Source organism: Mesorhizobium sp. M4B.F.Ca.ET.143.01.1.1 (assembly GCF_004792275.1).
GTDB classification, from domain to species: Bacteria; Pseudomonadota; Alphaproteobacteria; order Rhizobiales; family Rhizobiaceae; genus Mesorhizobium; species Mesorhizobium abyssinicae.
The window spans coordinates 83086-100465 of the sequence record NZ_SRSR01000011.1 but is presented as its reverse complement, the minus strand read 5'-3'; the positions used below and the strand labels follow the sequence as shown (position 1 = coordinate 100465).

Annotated in this window: 16 protein-coding genes; 11 read left to right on the top strand and 5 right to left on the bottom strand. The window is 65.2% G+C overall.

The features are described from left to right. Positions 1-284 precede the first annotated feature (284 nt). The 7 genes from topA (at position 285) to rpmG (ending at position 8661) form a co-directional block, all read left to right on the top strand. A complete protein-coding gene (gene topA / locus EN786_RS24490; RefSeq protein WP_127283341.1) occupies positions 285-2891 on the top strand; it encodes a type I DNA topoisomerase in 2607 nt (868 codons plus the stop codon). Between the two features lie 3 nt (positions 2892-2894). Beyond that, entirely contained in the window at positions 2895-5195 is a 2301-nt protein-coding gene (rnr, locus tag EN786_RS24485; RefSeq protein WP_127283340.1) for a ribonuclease R, read from the top strand. Further along, on the top strand, positions 5195-5647 hold the full coding sequence (locus EN786_RS24480) for a DUF983 domain-containing protein (protein WP_128347116.1): 453 nt from the start codon (positions 5195-5197) through the stop codon (positions 5645-5647). The genes rnr and EN786_RS24480 overlap by 1 nt, the downstream gene beginning before the upstream one ends. A gap of 180 nt (positions 5648-5827) precedes the next feature. Next, a complete protein-coding gene (locus EN786_RS24475; RefSeq protein ID WP_245511281.1) occupies positions 5828-6559 on the top strand; it encodes an NUDIX hydrolase in 732 nt (243 codons plus the stop codon). A gap of 16 nt (positions 6560-6575) precedes the next feature. Beyond that, positions 6576-7751, top strand: a complete 1176-nt coding sequence (locus EN786_RS24470) for an MFS transporter (protein ID WP_127311431.1) — start codon at positions 6576-6578, stop codon at positions 7749-7751. A gap of 96 nt (positions 7752-7847) precedes the next feature. Then, entirely contained in the window at positions 7848-8306 is a 459-nt protein-coding gene (locus EN786_RS24465) for a hypothetical protein (RefSeq protein ID WP_127283336.1), read from the top strand. 187 nt (positions 8307-8493) lie between these two features. After that, positions 8494-8661, top strand: coding sequence for a 50S ribosomal protein L33 (gene rpmG / locus EN786_RS24460; RefSeq protein WP_006201775.1), 168 nt, complete (start codon positions 8494-8496; stop codon positions 8659-8661). A 416-nt stretch (positions 8662-9077) separates the two neighbouring features. On the opposite strand, the gene EN786_RS24450 is transcribed toward rpmG, so the two are convergent. Then, positions 9078-10451 carry a PleD family two-component system response regulator gene (locus EN786_RS24450; RefSeq protein ID WP_127283335.1) on the bottom strand — a complete coding sequence of 458 codons (1374 nt, stop codon included), beginning with the start codon at positions 10449-10451 and terminating at the stop codon, positions 9078-9080. 27 nt (positions 10452-10478) lie between these two features. Then, positions 10479-10850 (bottom strand): response regulator, encoded by a 372-nt coding sequence (locus tag EN786_RS24445; protein WP_127283351.1) that lies wholly within the window; start codon positions 10848-10850, stop codon positions 10479-10481. A 223-nt stretch (positions 10851-11073) separates the two neighbouring features. Here EN786_RS24445 and EN786_RS24440 point away from each other — a divergent pair, with 223 nt between their 5' ends. Together EN786_RS24440 and EN786_RS24435 are read left to right on the top strand one after the other, a co-directional pair. Continuing rightward, positions 11074-11373: a DUF3572 domain-containing protein gene (locus tag EN786_RS24440; RefSeq protein WP_127311430.1), complete on the top strand. Its 300-nt coding sequence runs from the start codon at positions 11074-11076 to the stop codon at positions 11371-11373. Next, positions 11370-12023, top strand: a complete 654-nt coding sequence (locus EN786_RS24435; RefSeq protein WP_127311429.1) for a hypothetical protein — start codon at positions 11370-11372, stop codon at positions 12021-12023. The genes EN786_RS24440 and EN786_RS24435 overlap by 4 nt, the downstream gene beginning before the upstream one ends. 146 nt (positions 12024-12169) lie before the next feature. On the opposite strand, the gene EN786_RS24430 is transcribed toward EN786_RS24435, so the two are convergent. Continuing rightward, positions 12170-13711, bottom strand: a complete 1542-nt coding sequence (locus tag EN786_RS24430) for a hypothetical protein (RefSeq protein ID WP_135908934.1) — start codon at positions 13709-13711, stop codon at positions 12170-12172. Positions 13712-13805: 94 nt separating this feature from the next. Then, positions 13806-14381 carry a GNAT family N-acetyltransferase gene (locus EN786_RS24425; RefSeq protein ID WP_127311397.1) on the bottom strand — a complete coding sequence of 192 codons (576 nt, stop codon included), beginning with the start codon at positions 14379-14381 and terminating at the stop codon, positions 13806-13808. Positions 14382-14446: 65 nt separating this feature from the next. Here EN786_RS24425 and EN786_RS24420 point away from each other — a divergent pair, with 65 nt between their 5' ends. After that, positions 14447-15775: a DNA polymerase IV gene (locus tag EN786_RS24420; RefSeq protein ID WP_127311398.1), complete on the top strand. Its 1329-nt coding sequence runs from the start codon at positions 14447-14449 to the stop codon at positions 15773-15775. A gap of 20 nt (positions 15776-15795) precedes the next feature. Here EN786_RS24420 and EN786_RS24415 read toward each other — a convergent pair whose 3' ends face one another. Beyond that, positions 15796-16299 carry a hypothetical protein gene (locus EN786_RS24415; protein ID WP_127311399.1) on the bottom strand — a complete coding sequence of 168 codons (504 nt, stop codon included), beginning with the start codon at positions 16297-16299 and terminating at the stop codon, positions 15796-15798. Positions 16300-16477: 178 nt separating this feature from the next. On the opposite strand from EN786_RS24415, the gene EN786_RS24410 reads away from it, so the two are divergent. Beyond that, positions 16478-17359 carry a DMT family transporter gene (locus tag EN786_RS24410; protein ID WP_127311400.1) on the top strand — a complete coding sequence of 294 codons (882 nt, stop codon included), beginning with the start codon at positions 16478-16480 and terminating at the stop codon, positions 17357-17359. Positions 17360-17380 lie beyond the last annotated feature (21 nt).

Here is a 17380-nt window from a genome sequence, read left to right as displayed (position 1 = left end):
GCCGCCGGACAAGGTCTGGATCACCCGGCGGCCAGTTTCCGCCATTGCCGCGCCTAGCGACTCGCTCGAATCGACCGGTCGTTCCAGTGGCTCGATGCTCGAACGGCCCTCCCCGAAATTATGTGGTCCTCTCCATACACTCTAAGAGTGTATTGCCGCGGACGTCTCCGCATTTTGGCCGCCTGCCCTTGACCGATTGCAAAAGCACGGCCATGTGAGCGACGAAAAAGAACGCGTCGCGCCGCTGGAATTCTTCCGCTGGCCCATAGCTGATATGAGACCTCATGGACGTCGTCGTCGTCGAATCGCCGGCCAAGGCAAAGACAATCAACAAATATCTCGGCAAGAACTATAAGGTCCTGGCCTCGTTCGGCCACGTCCGCGATCTGCCGGCCAAGGACGGCTCGGTGCGCCCCGACGAGGACTTCGCCATGTCCTGGTCGGTCGACACCGCCTCGGGCAAGCGGCTTGCCGACATCGCCAAGGCGGTCAAGGACGCCGACGGCCTGATCCTCGCCACCGACCCGGACCGCGAGGGCGAGGCGATTTCCTGGCATGTGCTGGAAGTGCTGAAGCAGAAGCGCGCGCTGAAGGACAAGCCGGTCAGCCGCGTCGTCTTCAACGCCATCACCAAGTCTTCGGTGCTGGATGCGATGGCCAATCCGCGCCAGATCGACGCGCCGCTGGTCGATGCCTATCTCGCCCGCCGCGCCCTCGACTATCTGGTCGGCTTCACGCTGTCGCCGGTGCTGTGGCGCAAGCTGCCCGGCGCCCGTTCCGCCGGCCGCGTCCAGTCGGTGGCGCTGCGCCTGGTCTGCGACCGTGAATCCGAGATCGAGCGCTTCATCCGCGAGGAATACTGGCAGATCGCCGCCATCCTCGGCACGCCGCGCAACGAGAATTTTGAGGCGCGGCTGACCGCGTTCGAGCGCAAGAAACTGCAAAAACTCGACATCGCCAACAAGGCGCAGGCCGACGACATCAAGGCGATGCTCGAAGGCGCCACCTTCAAAGCGCTGTCGGTCGAGGCCAAGCCAACCAAGCGCAACCCGGGCCCGCCCTTCACCACCTCGACGCTGCAGCAGGCCGCCTCGTCGGGCCTCGGCTTTTCGGCCACCCGCACGATGCAGGTGGCGCAGCGGCTCTACGAAGGCATGGACATTGGCGGCGAGACCGCCGGCCTGATCACCTATATGCGAACCGACGGCGTGCAGATGGCGCCCGAGGCGATCGACGCCGCCCGCGATGCCATCGTCAGCGAATTCGGCGCAAAATACCTGCCGGAGAAGCCGCGCTTCTATACGACCAAGGCCAAGAACGCCCAGGAAGCGCATGAGGCGATCCGCCCGACCGATTTCAAGCGCACGCCGGCTTCGGTCCGCCAATATCTCGATGCCGACCAGGCCCGCCTCTACGAGCTGATCTGGAAGCGCGCCATCGCCAGCCAGATGCAGCCTGCCGAGATCGAGCGCACCACGGTCGAGATCGAGGCGGTCAACGGCGCCCGCACCGCCGAGCTTCGCGCCGTCGGCTCGGTCGTGCGCTTCGACGGCTTCATCGCCGCCTATACCGACCAGAAGGACGAGGACGCGGAGGACGAGGAAAGCCGCCGCCTGCCCGAGATCCGCGCCGGCGAGCAGCTTGCCCGCCAGGCGATCAATGCCACCCAGCACACCACCGAGCCGCCGCCGCGCTATTCCGAGGCGTCGCTGATCAAGAAGCTGGAAGAGCTGGGCATCGGCCGCCCGTCGACCTACACGGCGATCCTGAAGACGCTGGAAGACCGCGACTACGTCACCATCGACCGCCGCAAGCTGGTGCCGCAGGCCAAGGGCCGCTTGCTGTCGGCCTTCCTCGAGAGCTTCTTCGAGCGCTATGTCGAATATGATTTCACTGCCTCGCTGGAAGAAAAGCTCGACGAGATTTCCGACGGCAAGCTCGCCTGGAAGGACGTGCTGCGCGACTTCTGGAGGGATTTTTCCGGCGCGGTCGACGACATCAAGGAACTGCGCGTCACCGACGTGCTCGATGCGCTCAACGACGAGCTGGCGCCGCTGGTGTTCCCGGCGCGTGAGGACGGTTCGAACCCGCGCATCTGCCCGAAATGCGGCACCGGCAACCTGTCGCTGAAGCTCGGCAAATTCGGCGCCTTCGTCGGCTGCTCGAACTATCCCGAATGCTCCTTCACTCGCCAGCTCGGCGATGCCGCCAATCCCAATGGCGAGAACGGCAATGGCGAGGACGGCACCAGGCTGATCGGCAAGGATCCCTACACGGCGGAAGAGATCACGCTACGCAGCGGCCGTTTCGGCCCGTATATCCAGCGCGGAGAAGGCAAGGAGGCCAAGCGCTCCAGCCTGCCCAAGGGCTGGGCCGCCGAGCAGATCGACCATGAGAAGGCGTTGGCGCTGCTGGCGCTGCCGCGCGACGTCGGCAAGCACCCGGAATCCGGCAAGATGATCTCGGCCGGCCTCGGCCGCTACGGCCCCTTCGTGCTGCATGACGGCACCTACGCCAATCTCGACAGCATCGAGGACGTGTTCTCGATCGGCCTCAATCGCGCCGTCTCGGTGATTGCGGAGAAGCAGTTGAAGGGCAAGGGCGGCCGCAACGGCGCAACGCCCGCGGCGCTCAAGGATCTTGGCGACCACCCCGACGGCGGCGGCAAGATCGTCGTGCGCGACGGCAAATACGGGCCCTACGTCAACTATGGCAAGGTCAATGCGACGCTGCCCAAGGGCAAGGATCCGCAATCGGTGACGGTCGAGGACGCCCTGGCGCTGATTGCCGAGAAGGAAGCCAAGGGCGGTGGCGGCAAGAAGCCGTTCCGCAAGGCGGCAGCGGCCGGCAAGCCGGCCGCCAAGAAATCCCCGGCCAAGAAAAAGGGATAGGGCGTGGCGCGCAGGATCTCCGGACGAAGCCACGGCGATCCGCGCACCGCCGACACGAGGGCCAAGGTCCGGGACGATTACCGCCCGTCGCGCGAAGAAATCCTGCGCTACATCGCCGAAAATCCGGACCGTTCCGGCAAGCGCGAGATCGCCAAGGCGTTCGCGCTGCGCGGCGATGACCGTATCTGGCTGAAGGATCTGTTGCGCGACCTGCAGGACGAGGGCCTGCTGACCAGGGAACGCAAGCGGCTGACCCGCGCCGGCGCCCTGCCTCATGTCGCCGTGCTCGACATTTTCGGCCGCGACGGCGACGGCGTGCTCCTGGCGCATCCGAGCGAATACAGCGGCGCCGGCTCGCCGCCGGTCGTCTCCATCCGCATTTCGCGTGGAAGCAATGGCCCGGCGCCCGGCATCGGCGACCGCGTGCTCGCCAAGACCTTCCCGACCGACGATCCGGCTGGCCCCGCCTATACCGGCCGGGTGATGAAGATCTTCGAGAAGCGCAGCGACGCCGTGCTCGGCGTCTTTCGCGTCCTCAAGGACGGCACCTTGCGCATCGAACCGGTGGAGCGGCGCCAGCCCGAACTGATCGTCGACAAGGAGTTCCAGAACGGCGCCAGGAACGGCGACCTGGTCGAGGTCGAGCCCGCGCGGGCGTCCCGCTACGGGTTGCCGCGCGCCAAGGTCCTGGCGGTGCTGGGCTCGCTGACCAGCGAGAAGGCGGTCTCGATGATCGCCATCCACGCGCATGACATCCCGCACATCTTCCCGGCCGACGTCATCGCCGAGGCCGACGCGGTGAAGCCTGCGGCGCTTGCCGGCCGCGAGGACTGGCGCGACCTGCCGCTGATCACCATCGACCCGGCCGACGCCAAGGACCATGACGACGCGGTCTTCGCGACGCCCGATACCGACGAGAAGAACCCCAGCGGGGTGCTGGTCACCGTGGCGATCGCCGACGTCGCGGCTTACGTCCGCTACGGCACCGCGCTCGACCGCGAGGCCCTGAAGCGTGGCAATTCGGTCTATTTCCCGGATCGCGTGGTGCCGATGCTGCCGGAGCGCATCTCCAACGACCTCTGCTCGCTGCGCGAGGGCCAGGACCGGCCGGCGCTTGCCGTGCGCATGACGTTCGCGGCCGATGGCCGCAAGCTGCGCCATTCCTTCCATCGCGTCATGATGAAGTCGGCGGCCAAGCTCGCCTACCCGCAGGCGCAGGCGGCGATTGATGGTATGCCCGACGACAAGACCGGGCCGATCCTCGATACGGTGCTGAAGCCGCTATGGGATGCCTATGCGGTGCTGAAGCGCGGCCGTGACGGCCGCCAGCCGCTGGAACTCGACCTGCCCGAGCGCAAGATCCTGCTCAAGGAGGACGGCACCGTCGACCGCGTCGTCGTGCCGGAACGCCTCGATGCCCACAAGCTGATCGAGGAGTTCATGATCCAGGCCAACGTCGCGGCCGCCGAAACGCTGGAGGCGAAGCGCCAGGCACTGGTCTACCGCATCCATGACGCGCCCTCGCTCGCCAAGCAGGAATCGCTGCGCGAATTCCTGGCAACGCTCAGTCTGTCGCTGGCGCGCGGCGCGCAGATGCGGCCCGCACAGTTCAACGGCATCCTCGAGCGCGTGCGCGGCGCCGACAATGAGGCGCTGGTCAATGAGGTGGTGCTGCGTTCGCAGAGCCAGGCCGAATACTCGCCGAAGAACATCGGCCATTTCGGCCTCAACCTGAAACGCTACGCGCATTTCACCTCGCCGATCCGCCGCTATGCCGACCTCATCGTGCATCGCGGGCTGATCGCCGCGCTCGGTCTTGGCCCGGGCGGCCTGACGCAGCAGGAAGCCGATCGGCTGGAAGAGGTGTCGGCGCTGATCTCCGCCACCGAGCGCCGCGCCATGGCGGCCGAGCGCGACACGGTCGACCGGCTGGTCGCCGCCCATCTCGCCGAGCATATCGACGACCGTTTCGACGCGCGCATCTCCGGCGTCACCAAGGCGGGACTATTTGTCCAATTGCCGCAGTACGGCGCGGATGGTTTCATCCCCGTGTCAAGCCTTGAAGGCGATTACTATATATACGACGAAACCGCCCGATCGCTTTTCGGAGAACGCACCGGCAAGGGCTACCAGCTTGCCGACCGCGTCGAGGTCCGATTGGTCGAGGTCGCGCCCATGGCCGGCGCGATGCGTTTCGAAATGCTGACCGATCCGAAGCCGCTGCCCGGCTCCAAACGGTCGTTTCACAAGGCCAAGGGCCGCGCCCGCGCGTCGCAATCGCGCCCACGCGGCAGGAGACGGTGATGGCAAGGCAATTGCAGATGGAAGACCAGGTTTTCGGCGGCGAGCATCATTCGGGCCGCGTCGCCCGCCCGCTGTGGACGGCGATGAAGCGCGGCCTGCTCGGTCGCTGCCCGCATTGCGGCGAAGGCAAGCTGTTCCGCGCCTATGTCAAGACCGTCGACAAATGCGAGCATTGCGGCGAGGAACTCTACCATCACCGCGCCGACGACCTGCCCGCCTATCTGGTGGTGGTCATCGTCGGCCATATCGTGCTTGGCGCGTTCATGGGGGTCGAGGCGACCTCCACGCTCTCCACCTGGCAGCACATCCTCATCTGGGTGCCGCTGACCATCCTTCTGGCGGTGGTGCTGCTGCAGCCGGTCAAGGGCGCCGTCATCGGCCTGCAATGGGCGCTCTATATGCACGGCTTCGGCGGCGAAGAGGACGTCATCGAGCATCACCCCGAGGCCTGACGTCGCGGCTGGCGCAATCGGCGATGTCCGAACGCCACTTTCGCATGCGGCAAGTTTCCGCTAAAGCGCCTCGCAAATGAACGGGTTCACGCGACGCGCTTCAGATCTTTGCTTTCATGCATGTCATCGTCCCCCAGACCGCCACGGCGTCTGGGCGACATGCATCAGCTTGGGGACCGAATGAACAAGGCGAACGTCGACAAGCTTGAGCCAAGCGCTGCCGCGCCCGCCGGCAAGCGGTTGCGCCCGCGCGATGCCGCGACGCTGATTCTGCTCGACCGCAAGGGCAGCGAGGTGCTGGTGCTGATGGGCCGGCGCCATGCTGGGCACGCCTTCATGCCCGGCAAATTCGTCTTTCCGGGCGGCCGCACCGATCCGGCCGACGGCCGCATCGCCGTTGCCACGGACCTCCACCCCGAGGAAGAAGCCAACCTGACCGCGGGCCTCGGCCGCACCAGCCAGGCGCGCGCACGCGCCATCGCGCTGTCGGCCATCCGCGAGACCTATGAGGAAGCCGGCCTGCTTATCGGCCGCAAGGGCGCCTTCACCACTGCCAGGCGCGACTGGCAGGGCTTTGCCGAGCATGGCGTCGTGCCCTCGCTGGAAGTGCTGCGCTTCATCGCCCGCGCGATCACGCCGCCGAACCGGGTGCGCCGCTTCGATACCCGCTTCTTCAGCGCCTGGCGCAGCGACGTCGCCATCGAATTGCCGGATGGCGGCCCGACCAACGAGTTGGAGGAACTGGTCTGGCTGCCGCTCGCCAAGGCCCGCGAGGCCGATATACCAGACATCACCCGGATGATCCTCGACGAGCTGGAAAAGCGGCTCGCCGACGATCCGCTGCTGCGCCCCGGCGGCGCGGTGCCGCTCTACCGGCGTGTCCGCAACCACTTCACCCGCGAAATCCTCTAGGCTATTCAGGCATCCCATGACGGTCGATACCCAAGAACAGGGCGACGAGCGCGTACACTGGCTGCCGATGATCGCTGCGATCTCCTCGATCAGCGTCGTCGGCATCGCCATCGGCCTCGGCATGCCGCTGCTCAGCGTCATCCTGGAGACGCGCGGCCATTCGGCTTCGATGATCGGCCTCAACACCGCCATCGCCGGCCTTGCCTCGATCGCCGGCGCGCCGCTTGCAACGCCGCTGGCCATGCGGTTCGGCGTCGCCTGGACGATGCTGATGATGATCGCGGCTGGCGCTCTTGCCTTCGTCGGCTTCCACTTCGCGCCGGATTTCTGGATGTGGTTTCCGCTCCGCGTCGTGCTGCACATCGCGCTGACGGTGCTGTTCATCCTGTCGGAATTCTGGATAAGCACCTCGGCGCCGCCGCACCGGCGGGGCCTGGTGCTCGGCATCTATGCCACGGTGTTGTCGCTCGGCTTCGCCGCCGGACCATGGCTGTTCGCCCATCTCGGCAGCACCGGCTTCCTGCCCTTCGGTGTCACCATCGGCCTGGTGACGCTGGCCGCCATCCCGGTGCTGGCGGCGCGCAACGAAAGCCCGACGATCGTCGCCGACAGCGAGACCAGCCATTTCCTGCGCTACATCTGGCTGGTGCCGACCGCCACCTTCGCGGTGCTGGTGTTCGGCGCGGTCGAGACCGGCGGCTTTGCGCTGTTCCCGGTCTACGGCAGCCGCATCGGCTATTCCGAGGCGGACGCCGCCCTGCTGCTCACCATGATCGGCCTTGGCAACGTGCTGCTGCAGATTCCGATCGGCATGATCAGCGACCGCGTGTCGGACCGCCGTCATCTGCTCCTGGCCTGCGCCACCGTCGGGCTTGCCGGCACGATCTTCATGCCGCATTTCGCTGGAGACTGGCACCTGATGGCGGCGCTGCTGTTCGTCTGGGGCGGCGTCGTCGCGGCGCTCTACACGATCGGCCTTGCCCATCTCGGCTCGCAATTGTCTGGCCACGAGCTCGCCTCCGCCAACGCCGCCTTCGTGCTCTGCTACGGCGTCGGCATGGTGCTCGGCCCACAGGCGATCGGCATCGGCATGGATGTCTTCGGCCCCTCCGGCTTCGGCTGGTCGCTTGCCCTGTTCTTCGCCGCCTATATAGCGCTGGTCGGCGTCAGGCTGGTCCGCAAGGTCCTGTAGGCCGGCAGGCAGAACGTGCGTCTGCCCACGCTGCTGACATCACCGTGTCAGGAGCACCCCTGCTATACCCACGCTCCACATGCAGGGAGATATCAGATGATCGACAGTGGCTTCGAAACCAAATCCGTGCGGATGCAGTTGCTGCTGCTTGTCAGCTTCCAGGCGCCGGCAGCCGACGTCGATCGCATCATGGACGCCGTGGTCGCCATCACGCCGCTCGGCATGGGCAATTACGACAGCAACGCCTTCCAGTCGGCCGATGGCGTCGAGCGCTACCGGCCGCTCGAGGGTGCCGCCGCCGGCGCCGAGACGCTGCTGCGGCAGCGGCCTGGTACGGTCGAGGTGTCGTTCGAATTGCCCGACGACCAGGGCCTCGCCGCTCAAGTCGTCGAGGCGATCTACCAGGCGCACAGCTATGAGGAGCCGGTGATCCGCATCCAGCCGCTGCTTGCCAGCCGCGCCAAGGGCCTTGACGACCGCGCCAACCCCAACCGCTGGTGGAACACGGCCGGAGACTGGAAGAAGGCCGCCTCCCCAGTCAGGGAGGACGCCTGACCGCCTACCTTGCCGCCGCTGGCCGGCTCCACCATTGCCGGCAGCAGCCGCATCGGGCGTCGCCGAAACCCGCTTGGGGTTGACTTTCCGGACGCGTTCTTTATGTGTCGCGCCAAGTTTCCCGCGTCCGGGTGTTTTCCCCGTGCTCCAGCGGCCAAAACTCCACGAACATTAACGGACGAACATCATGGCCAAAGCCGCAAACATCAAGATCAAGCTTCTGTCGACCGCCGACACCGGTTTCTTCTACGTGACCAGCAAGAACAGCCGCACCAAGACGGACAAGCTGTCGTTCCGCAAGTACGATCCGGTCGCCAAGAAGCACGTCGAGTTCAAGGAAACCAAGATCAAGTAATCCGGTTTCCTCCGAAAATGCCGAAACGCCGCCCTTTGGGCGGCGTTTTTGTTTTGGCCGGCGATTCGACCTGACCCGATAGCAGGAGCTTCCGCCGATTGGCGCGAAGTCCTGACGTTCATTTTTTTGGAAAAAGGGGGCCGGTCGGCGTTTGGCAGCGGTACGAGGAGGCCACTATGTGCCAGCGCCGGCCGGCCGACCCCACGGACCCAGGAGATGCGGCGGACCTGAGCATCATGGGGTATTTAACGGAACGATCCGGCGGTCTACCCTCGTGCCGGCCTCGTTTTGTCTATGCTGTACATTTGCGCAAGAGCTTATGAAAATCAACAGTTTCTTAACCAAGCCACCCGAATCGCTTGGATTAAGGTAAATTGCTAACCCTGTCGGATTGACCGGTTAATTGGCGCCCGAGCCTACGCCGCCTTGGCGACCACGCGGTTGCGCCCGCCGCTCTTGGCCTCGTAGAGAGCGAGATCGGCGCGCTTCATCAGGGCGGCCACCGTATCGGCCCCCTTGAGCAGCGACGACACGCCGACGCTGACGGTGACCTCGATCGCCTTGCCCTCATGGCCGATCGCAAACGGCAACTGGGCGATTTCGGCGCGGATGCGTTCCGCGACCTTTTCCGCCACCGCGCCCTCCGTGTCGGGCATCACCACCACGAACTCCTCGCCGCCGAAACGGCAGGCGAGATCGATGCCGCGCACGTTCTTGCGCAACCGCCGCGCGAACTCGCGCAGCACGTCGTCGCCGCCGTCATGGCCATGCGCATCGTTGATGGATTTGAAGCGGTCGAGGTCGGTGATCATCACCGACAGCGGACGCCGCCGCGCCACCGCGCGGTCGAACAGCGTCTGCAGATGGCTGTCGAGGTAGCGGCGGTTGTGCAGCCCGGTCAGCCCGTCGGTCACCGCCATCTCGATGGTCTGGGTGACGCTGGCGCGCAGCTGGTCGTTGTAGCGCTTGCGGCGCACCTGGGTGCGCAGCCTCGCGGTCAGTTCCTGCTGGTCGACCGGCCGCGTCAGATAGTCGTTGATGCCGAGTTCGAGACCGCGGATGATGCGCCCCTCCTCGCCTGCGTCCGCCAAAAGGATGATCGGCAGGAAGCGGGTGCGGTCGAGCGACCGCAGTTGCGAACACAGTCGCAGCGGATCGAAGTCGGCGAAAGCGGTCGAGATCAGCACGCATTCGTAGGCCGTCTCGGCAGCCTGGAAGAAGCCGGCATTGGGATCGGTGGCGACGTCGAGCTCGGCGCTGCTTCGCAGCATCTTCTTGATGCGCTCGAACGACGATTTGCGCTCGTCGATCAACAGCACCTTCGGCTTCGCATCCTCGGCGGCGAAGTTGCGGCTCAACAGCTCCTCGATGCCGATGTTGCGCGTGGTCGAGGCGCGCAGCCGCAATTCGTCGGTCAGCGACTTCAGCCGGACAAGGCTCTTGACGCGCGTCATCAGCTGCAGGTCGTTGACCGGCTTGGTCAGGAAATCGTCGGCGCCGGCCTCCAGGCCGCGCACCCGGTCGGAGACCTGATCGAGCGCGGTGATCATGACGACCGGGATATGCGATGTCGCCGGGTCGCTCTTCAGCCGCCGGCAGACCTCGAAGCCGTCCATGTCGGGCATCATCACGTCGAGCAGCACGACATCGACCTTGCCGTTCTCGCAGGTCTCGATGGCGTCCGGTCCGTTGGAGGCGGTCAGCACCTCGAAATACTCGGCCAGCAGCCTGACCTCGAGCAGCCTGACATTGGCAGGGATGTCGTCGACGACGAGGATCCGCGCGGTCATCTCACAAGGCTCCGGTCTGGCTGGGCATCAGGCATCGCCCAGATAGGATTTGATGGTTTCGATGAAACGCGGCACCGAGATCGGCTTCGAGATATAGGCCTCGCAGCCACCCTGGCGAATGCGCTCCTCGTCGCCCTTCATGGCGAATGCGGTCACCGCGATGACCGGAATCGAATGGAGGTCGTCATCCTCCTTCAGCCACTTGGTCACCTCCAGCCCGGACACTTCGGGCAGTTGGATGTCCATCAGGATCAGGTCCGGCCGGTGCTTGCGCGCCAGGTCCAGCGCCTCGAGGCCGTTGCGCGTGCGAACCGTGTCGTAGCCGCTGGCTTCGATGAGGTCGCGAAAGAGCTTCATGTTGAGCTCGTTGTCCTCGACGATCATGACCTTCTTAGGCATCGATTTCCCGTCCCGACGGTCCTCGACGCCGAAGACCACCGTCATGCGTCCTTGCCGGATCGCACCCAACCCTCATCCACGCTACGCCAATATGATTGACGAAACGCAAACCGGTGGCCCCAAAAAACTGGCCGGATCCCGTCTCGGGGAGGGCAATGGCTTGCCGCAAGTCGCGCTTGCCGTTACTGCGGAGAGACTCAAATTCCACGCACAAAAGGTAGTCATGACAAACGCGGCGTCAATGCGCGAGGAAGCGGAAGCCCTTGCCATCAGGGCTCTCGGCTTCGTCGCCGCCGATCCTGAGCTCCTGCCGCGCTTCCTGGCGATCACCGGCATCGAGGCGCAGTCGATCAGGCGGGCGGCGGGCGAGCCAGGCTTCTTGGCCGGCGTGCTGCAGTTCATCCTCGCCCATGAGCCGACGCTGCTGCGCTTCGCCGAGGAGACCGGCACGCCGCCGGCCGCCGTCGGCAAGGCCTTGCGGGTGCTGCCGCTCGGCAACGACGATCACGAGCGCTCGGTATGAGCGACGATCCCGAGACGGCGCGGCAGATCGAAGAGCTTGCCGCGGACGACCGGCCGCTTCTGGTGCTCGACGTCGACGACGTCGTGCTGGAGTTCATCCGGCCGTTCCCGCATTTTCTGCAATCGCGCGGCTTCGCCCTGACGCTGGCCTCCTTCCGCCTCACCGGCAACATTGCCGAGACGGCAAGCGGCCGGTTGATCGAGCAGGCTGAGGTGACGGCGCTTCTCGGCGAGTTCTTCGACGCCCAGGCCGAATGGCAAAGCGTCACCGATGGTGCATCGCAAGCGCTGTCGACATTCGGCGGCCGTGCCGAGATCGTGCTTTTGACGGCCATGCCGCACAAGCACCGCGCGGCGCGCCGCGCCCACCTCGACGCGCTTGGGCTGAACTATCCGCTGCTGACGACGGAGATGGCGAAAGGACCGGCCGTCGCCAAACTGCGCGGCGCCAACGGTCGGCCGGTCGCCTTCGTCGACGACCAGCCGTACAACCTTCTGTCGGTGCGCCACTCGGTGGCAGACGCGCATCTCTTCCACCTGATGGCCGACAACTCGCTGCGCGCCTTCCTGCCGCCAACGCCCGAAGGCATCGTCGCGGTCGAGGATTGGCACGAGGCGGCGCCGAAGATCGTCAGCGCGCTCGGGCTCTAGAGCAAATTCCAGGAAAAGTGTGTAACGGTTTTCCGTCCGGAATTGCGTAGAAACAGATAGTTAGAGCGGTTCGGCGATTCCATGAAACGCTAAACCGCTCTAGAACCCGGGGGCGGAACACCGCTCCGCCCTTCCCCGAAAATGCGTCAGGGCTGCAGCTTCGCGCCCGCCCCGCTATTGCCCTCGCCGGGAACGACATCCTGATCGGTGCCGTCATCCTGATCGGTGCTATCGTCCTCAACGGCATCCGCCGGCTTCAGCATGGCACCATTGACCGTCACCGAACCATCGGGCTTGGCGTTGATCGCCCATTCGATGCGTCCGTCCGGCAGCGTCTTGCCGAACCCTTTGACCGCAAGCACCATCGGAAAATACTGCGCGGCTTCCGGGTCGGTCTTGGCCGCGGTCTGCAAGGCTTCGACGATCTTGTCGTAGCCGGCGATATCGACCGTCACGCTCGCATCGGGCTTCTCGCCGGGGAAGGTCATCTCGCCTTCCAGCGCGATCTCGATGTCCTTGTTCTTCAGCGTGCTGTGGCCGATGACGGCCTTGGGCGTCTTGGCCAGGAAATCGGCGGAGATCTGGTCGCCAAAATCTTCCGGCAGCGGCGGATTCTTATTGAGATCAAGTGTTTCGATCGCCTTCTTCGCCATGCTGTCGAGATCGATGTTGGCGCCGCCGAAGTTCAGGTCGATGTCGGTGGGCAGCAACGCCACGCTCCAGCCGGGCAGCATCTGCTGCGGAATCTTCAGGCCAGAGGCCTTGATCGCGTAGTTGATCTTGCCGCTCTGGGAGACGCCGTCCATTCCGAAGGCCGTGCTCAATTGCGTCGCCCCGAACGTGCCGATCGGGCTCTCGACCGCGAAGTCCTTGAACCCATAGGTTCCATCGAGCCTTTCCCATACCGGCAGCGCGGCAAGCAGCAGCGACTTGAGCTGCGCCTGGTTCGCCTTCAGCGCCGCTTCGTCCTCATTGGCCACGGCAAAGGCCAGCAGGTCGAGCAGCGGCTTGCTTCGCACGCCCTTGCCGTTCGCGGTCACCGACAGCTCCGGCGACTTTATCGTCACCGGAAATTTCATTCCGCTCTCGGGATCGTCGAAATTGACCGCCTCGGTAAAGCTCGACATCTTCTGCGTCATCGTGACGTCAACGCCGCCATTGGCGGCCTTGGTCGCGGCGAAGTTCGCTGTGCCGGCGCCGAAGCTGGCGTCAACATGCTGCTTGGCGTCCTTGGACGTCATCGTCATGCTGGCTATGGTGCTGACGCCGCTGGTGAAGGCTGCGAGCGCGGGGTCATAGACGCCGCTGCCCTTGCCGTCCTTGACGGTGAACTGGGTGCTTTGCAGCCCTTCCGGCCCGTTGAACTCGAAGGACGCGCTCTGCGAGAAATCCATCGAGACGTCCCAGGATCCATCGCTGCGCGGCTTCACCTTCAAGGCATAAGGCGCGACGTCGAACTTCAGCAGCTTCTGGTCCGGCAGGGCCTCGACCAGCGCCTTGAAATCAATGGCGATCCGGTAGGCGTCGCCTTCGACGGAGACCTTCAGCACGCCGGTGTCGAGCGCCTTCTTGCCGACGTAGCGGGACAGGTCCTCGGAAAGCTGCTTGGCGCCTTGGCCATCGACCGTCTGGGCGAAAGCCGGCGCGCCGAGCGCGAGAAGGAAAACTAGGGGCAGGACACGCTTCACGTCGATTCTCCGTTCGGGCTCGGAAGACAAAATCGCTTCGCGCTGCTGGTAGGCAAATACCATCACAGCCGCAAGACAAAGGCTAGTCGCCTTCCTAAAGCACCAGCCGCATCAGCGGCCGGCCGGGCTTGCGCTCGACAAGCCGCTCGAAGCCCGCCTTCTCGAACACCCGCGACGAGCCGACGAACAGGCCGATCGAACGCGAATCGCGCGACAGGTCGATCGGGCAGGCCTCGACCAGCCGCGCGCCGCTCCGGCGGGCAAAGTCGATGCCGCCTTCGACGAGGCAATGGCTGATGCCCCTGCCCCGCGCCTTGACGCGGATGAAGAAGCACGAGATCGCCCAGACTCCCGCGTCGGCGGCATCGGCCGGATCGACCGGCGCCGACCCCCTGCCCTGGTTGTTCCATTCGGGCACGTCGGCGCGCGGCCCGATCTGCATCCAGCCGACCGCCTTGCCATCCTCGAAAGCCAGTAAACCCGGCGGCGGCCCGGCTTCGATGCGCGCCCTGATATGATCCTTGTTGCGCTGCTTGTCGTTGGCCCGTCGTACCGCCGGCGCCAAACGGAAATGCGTGCACCAGCAGCCGTAACAGGCGCCCTGCTTGCCGAAAAGATCCTCGAAATCCGCCCAGAGCTCGGGCGCCAGCGGCGCGATGGTCGTGCTCATGCGTTCTCCCCAGGCCAGCCTTGTTGCTTGCCCTGCGCTGTCGTACCATTGCGTTTGTTCTCTTTATGTTCGCAGCAATGGCGGCTCCTGTCAACAATCCCGAACACGGTTTTTGCCGTGACTGCCTGGCCTTGCAACGCGGCGATGCACGTCGCTGCGAGCGCTGCGGCAGCCCCAGGCTTGCTCGCCATGCCGAACTCTACCGGCTGCATCTTGCCCATATCGACTGCGACGCCTTCTACGCCGCCATCGAAAAGCGCGACAATCCGGCGCTGAAGGACCGCCCGGTGATCGTCGGCGGCGGCCGGCGCGGCGTCGTCTCCACCGCTTGCTACATCGCCCGCATCCACGGCGTGCGCTCGGCGATGCCGATGTTCAAGGCGCTGGAAGCCTGTCCTGAGGCGGTGGTCATTCCTCCCGACATGGAGAAATATGTCCGGGTCGGGCGTGAAGTCCGCGCGTTGATGCAGGCATTGACGCCGCTGGTCGAGCCGCTCTCCATCGACGAGGCCTTCCTCGATCTTGCCGGCACCGAGCGCCTGCACGGCATGCCCCCTGCCCTCGTCCTGGCGCGTTTCGCGCTGTCCGTGGAAAAGGAGCTCGGCATCACCGTCTCGGCCGGTCTTTCCTACTGCAAGTTCCTCGCCAAGGTGGCGTCCGACTTCCGTAAGCCGCGCGGCCTTTCGGTGATCGGCGAGGCCGAGGCGATGGGCTTCCTGGCCGAACAGCCGGTGACGATGATCTGGGGCGTCGGCAAGGCCTTCGCCGCCACGCTGGAACGCGACGGCATCCGCAGCATCGGCCAGCTTCAACGCACGGAGCGGGCCGAGCTGATGCGCCGCTATGGCGTGATGGGCGACCGGCTCTACCGGCTCTCGCGCGGCGAGGACGACCGCCGGGTCGACCCGGATGGCGACGCCAAGAGCGTGTCGGCCGAGACCACCTTCGACACCGACATCGGCGCCATGGCCGAACTGGTACCGGTGCTGCGGGCGCTGTCGGAAAAGGTCTCGGCGCGGCTGAAGAAGTCGGGCATTGCCGGGCGCACCGTGGTGCTGAAGCTGAAGACACAGGACTTCAAGCTCCGCACTCGCAACCGCCAGCTTGGCGATCCCACGCGCCTGGCCGACCGGATCTTTCAGACCGGCCTCGACCTCTTGCGTCGGGAAGCCGACGGGACGAAGTTCCGGCTGCTCGGCATCGGCGTCAGCGATCTGTCCGATGACGGGAAGGCCGACCCGCCCGACCTGGTCGACATCCAGTCGCGCAAGCGCGCGCTGGCCGAGGGCGCCATCGATTCATTGCGCGACAAGTTCGGCAAGAAGGCCGTGGAAACCGGCTACACGTTCGGCAGGGGCCGCGGCGCCAATCCGCCGGAGCCGATCGAGGAGTGATCGAATCCGGCTTCCGCCACTCACGTGCGTTTGAGATCGATCCGGCTTGTCACCACCGTCTTGCCGGTTTTCGGATCGGCGTCTGTCACAGTGAGCCGCATGCCGTCCCCGCCGGTCTTCTCGACGGTTAGCCGCGCCGTCCGGTCGCCATTCACCTCTTTGGCCCATCGGATTGCGAGGCTGAGCGCATTGCCCGACCGCTTGCCATTCAACTGCGCCGGCCCGGTACGGGAGCCGACATAAACGCCGGTATAGCCCTTGCCGTTGGATTTCAAATCCGCGCTGATCGCCCGCGTCACCAGCACGAGACCTCGGCAATTGCCGTCGAGCGACAGCGAAGTCGACGTCGCGCCGGAATTGAAGGTGCAGGAGACGTTCACCGTCGGCGCATTGGTCGTCACCTTGACGGTGCCGTTGCCGGCGAAACTGCCCTGGAACGAGCGCAGGAAATCGGCATCGTCGGCATGCGCGGGGCTCACGGCGGTCAGGCCGCCGGCGAGCAGAAGCAGCAGCATTGATTTCATCGAAGGTCTCCCCCGGTAGAATCGGAAATGCCTAAGCGCGGATACAGGGACTCGAACGCCTGCGGCGACCCCAGGTTCCGCCTTCAACGTGACTGTTTTTTAACGCCGCATCGGCTGGCCCAGTCGAATGCGCCGACTAGCGGTTGCCCTCGAAGGTCCGGCTTGCGACATAGCGCGCATGGCACCCGCTCCCTCGATCCCCAAGGCCGCGTTCTGGATGGCGCTGTCGATTGCCTCGTTCCTGGCGATGTCGGTCGCCGGCCGCGCCACGACGGCGGAGCTCAACGTTTTCCAGGTGCTGGAGCTGCGCTCGGTCATCGGCTTCCTCATCCTGCTGCCGCTGGTGATGATGAGCGGCGGCTTCGCGGCGATGCGCACCGGGCGTCCGCTCGCCCATCTTGCCCGCAACATCGTCCACTATTCCGGTCAGGCCGCCTGGCTCTACGCGCTCACCCTGATCCCGCTGGCGGTGCTGATCTCGATCGAGTTCACGACACCGATCTGGACCGCCATCCTCGCCGTCAGCTTCCTTGGCGAAAAGCTTTCGCGGCCAAGACTGGCGGCGATCGTGCTCGGGCTGATCGGCGTGGTCATCATCGTACGGCCGGGGCTAGGCTCCATGAATCTGGGGGAGCTTATCGTACTGGGCGCAGCGGTTTGCTTCGGTACCTCCGTGGTGTTGGTCAAGTCGCTGACCCGCACCGACAGCGTCGTCAGCATCATTTTCTGGATGCTCATCATCCAGTCCGTGCTCGGCCTGGCTCCGGCGCTCTACGAATGGCGCAACCCGCCGCTCGAGCTCTGGCCGTGGATCGTGGTGATCGCCTTCACCGGCATGTCGTCGCATTTCTGCATGGCCCGCGCTCTTACCCATGCCGACGCCACACTCATCTCGCCTATGGATTTCCTGCGCGTGCCGCTGTCGGCGTTGATCGGATGGCTGCTCTACCACGAGCAGATCGATGTTTTCACCGCCGGCGGCGCACTGCTGATCCTGACGGGCAACCTGCTCAACCTGCAGCGCAAGGCACCGCAGCCGGCCGAGATCGCCGCTTCATAGCGGCGCTGCGCGCCACCTCCG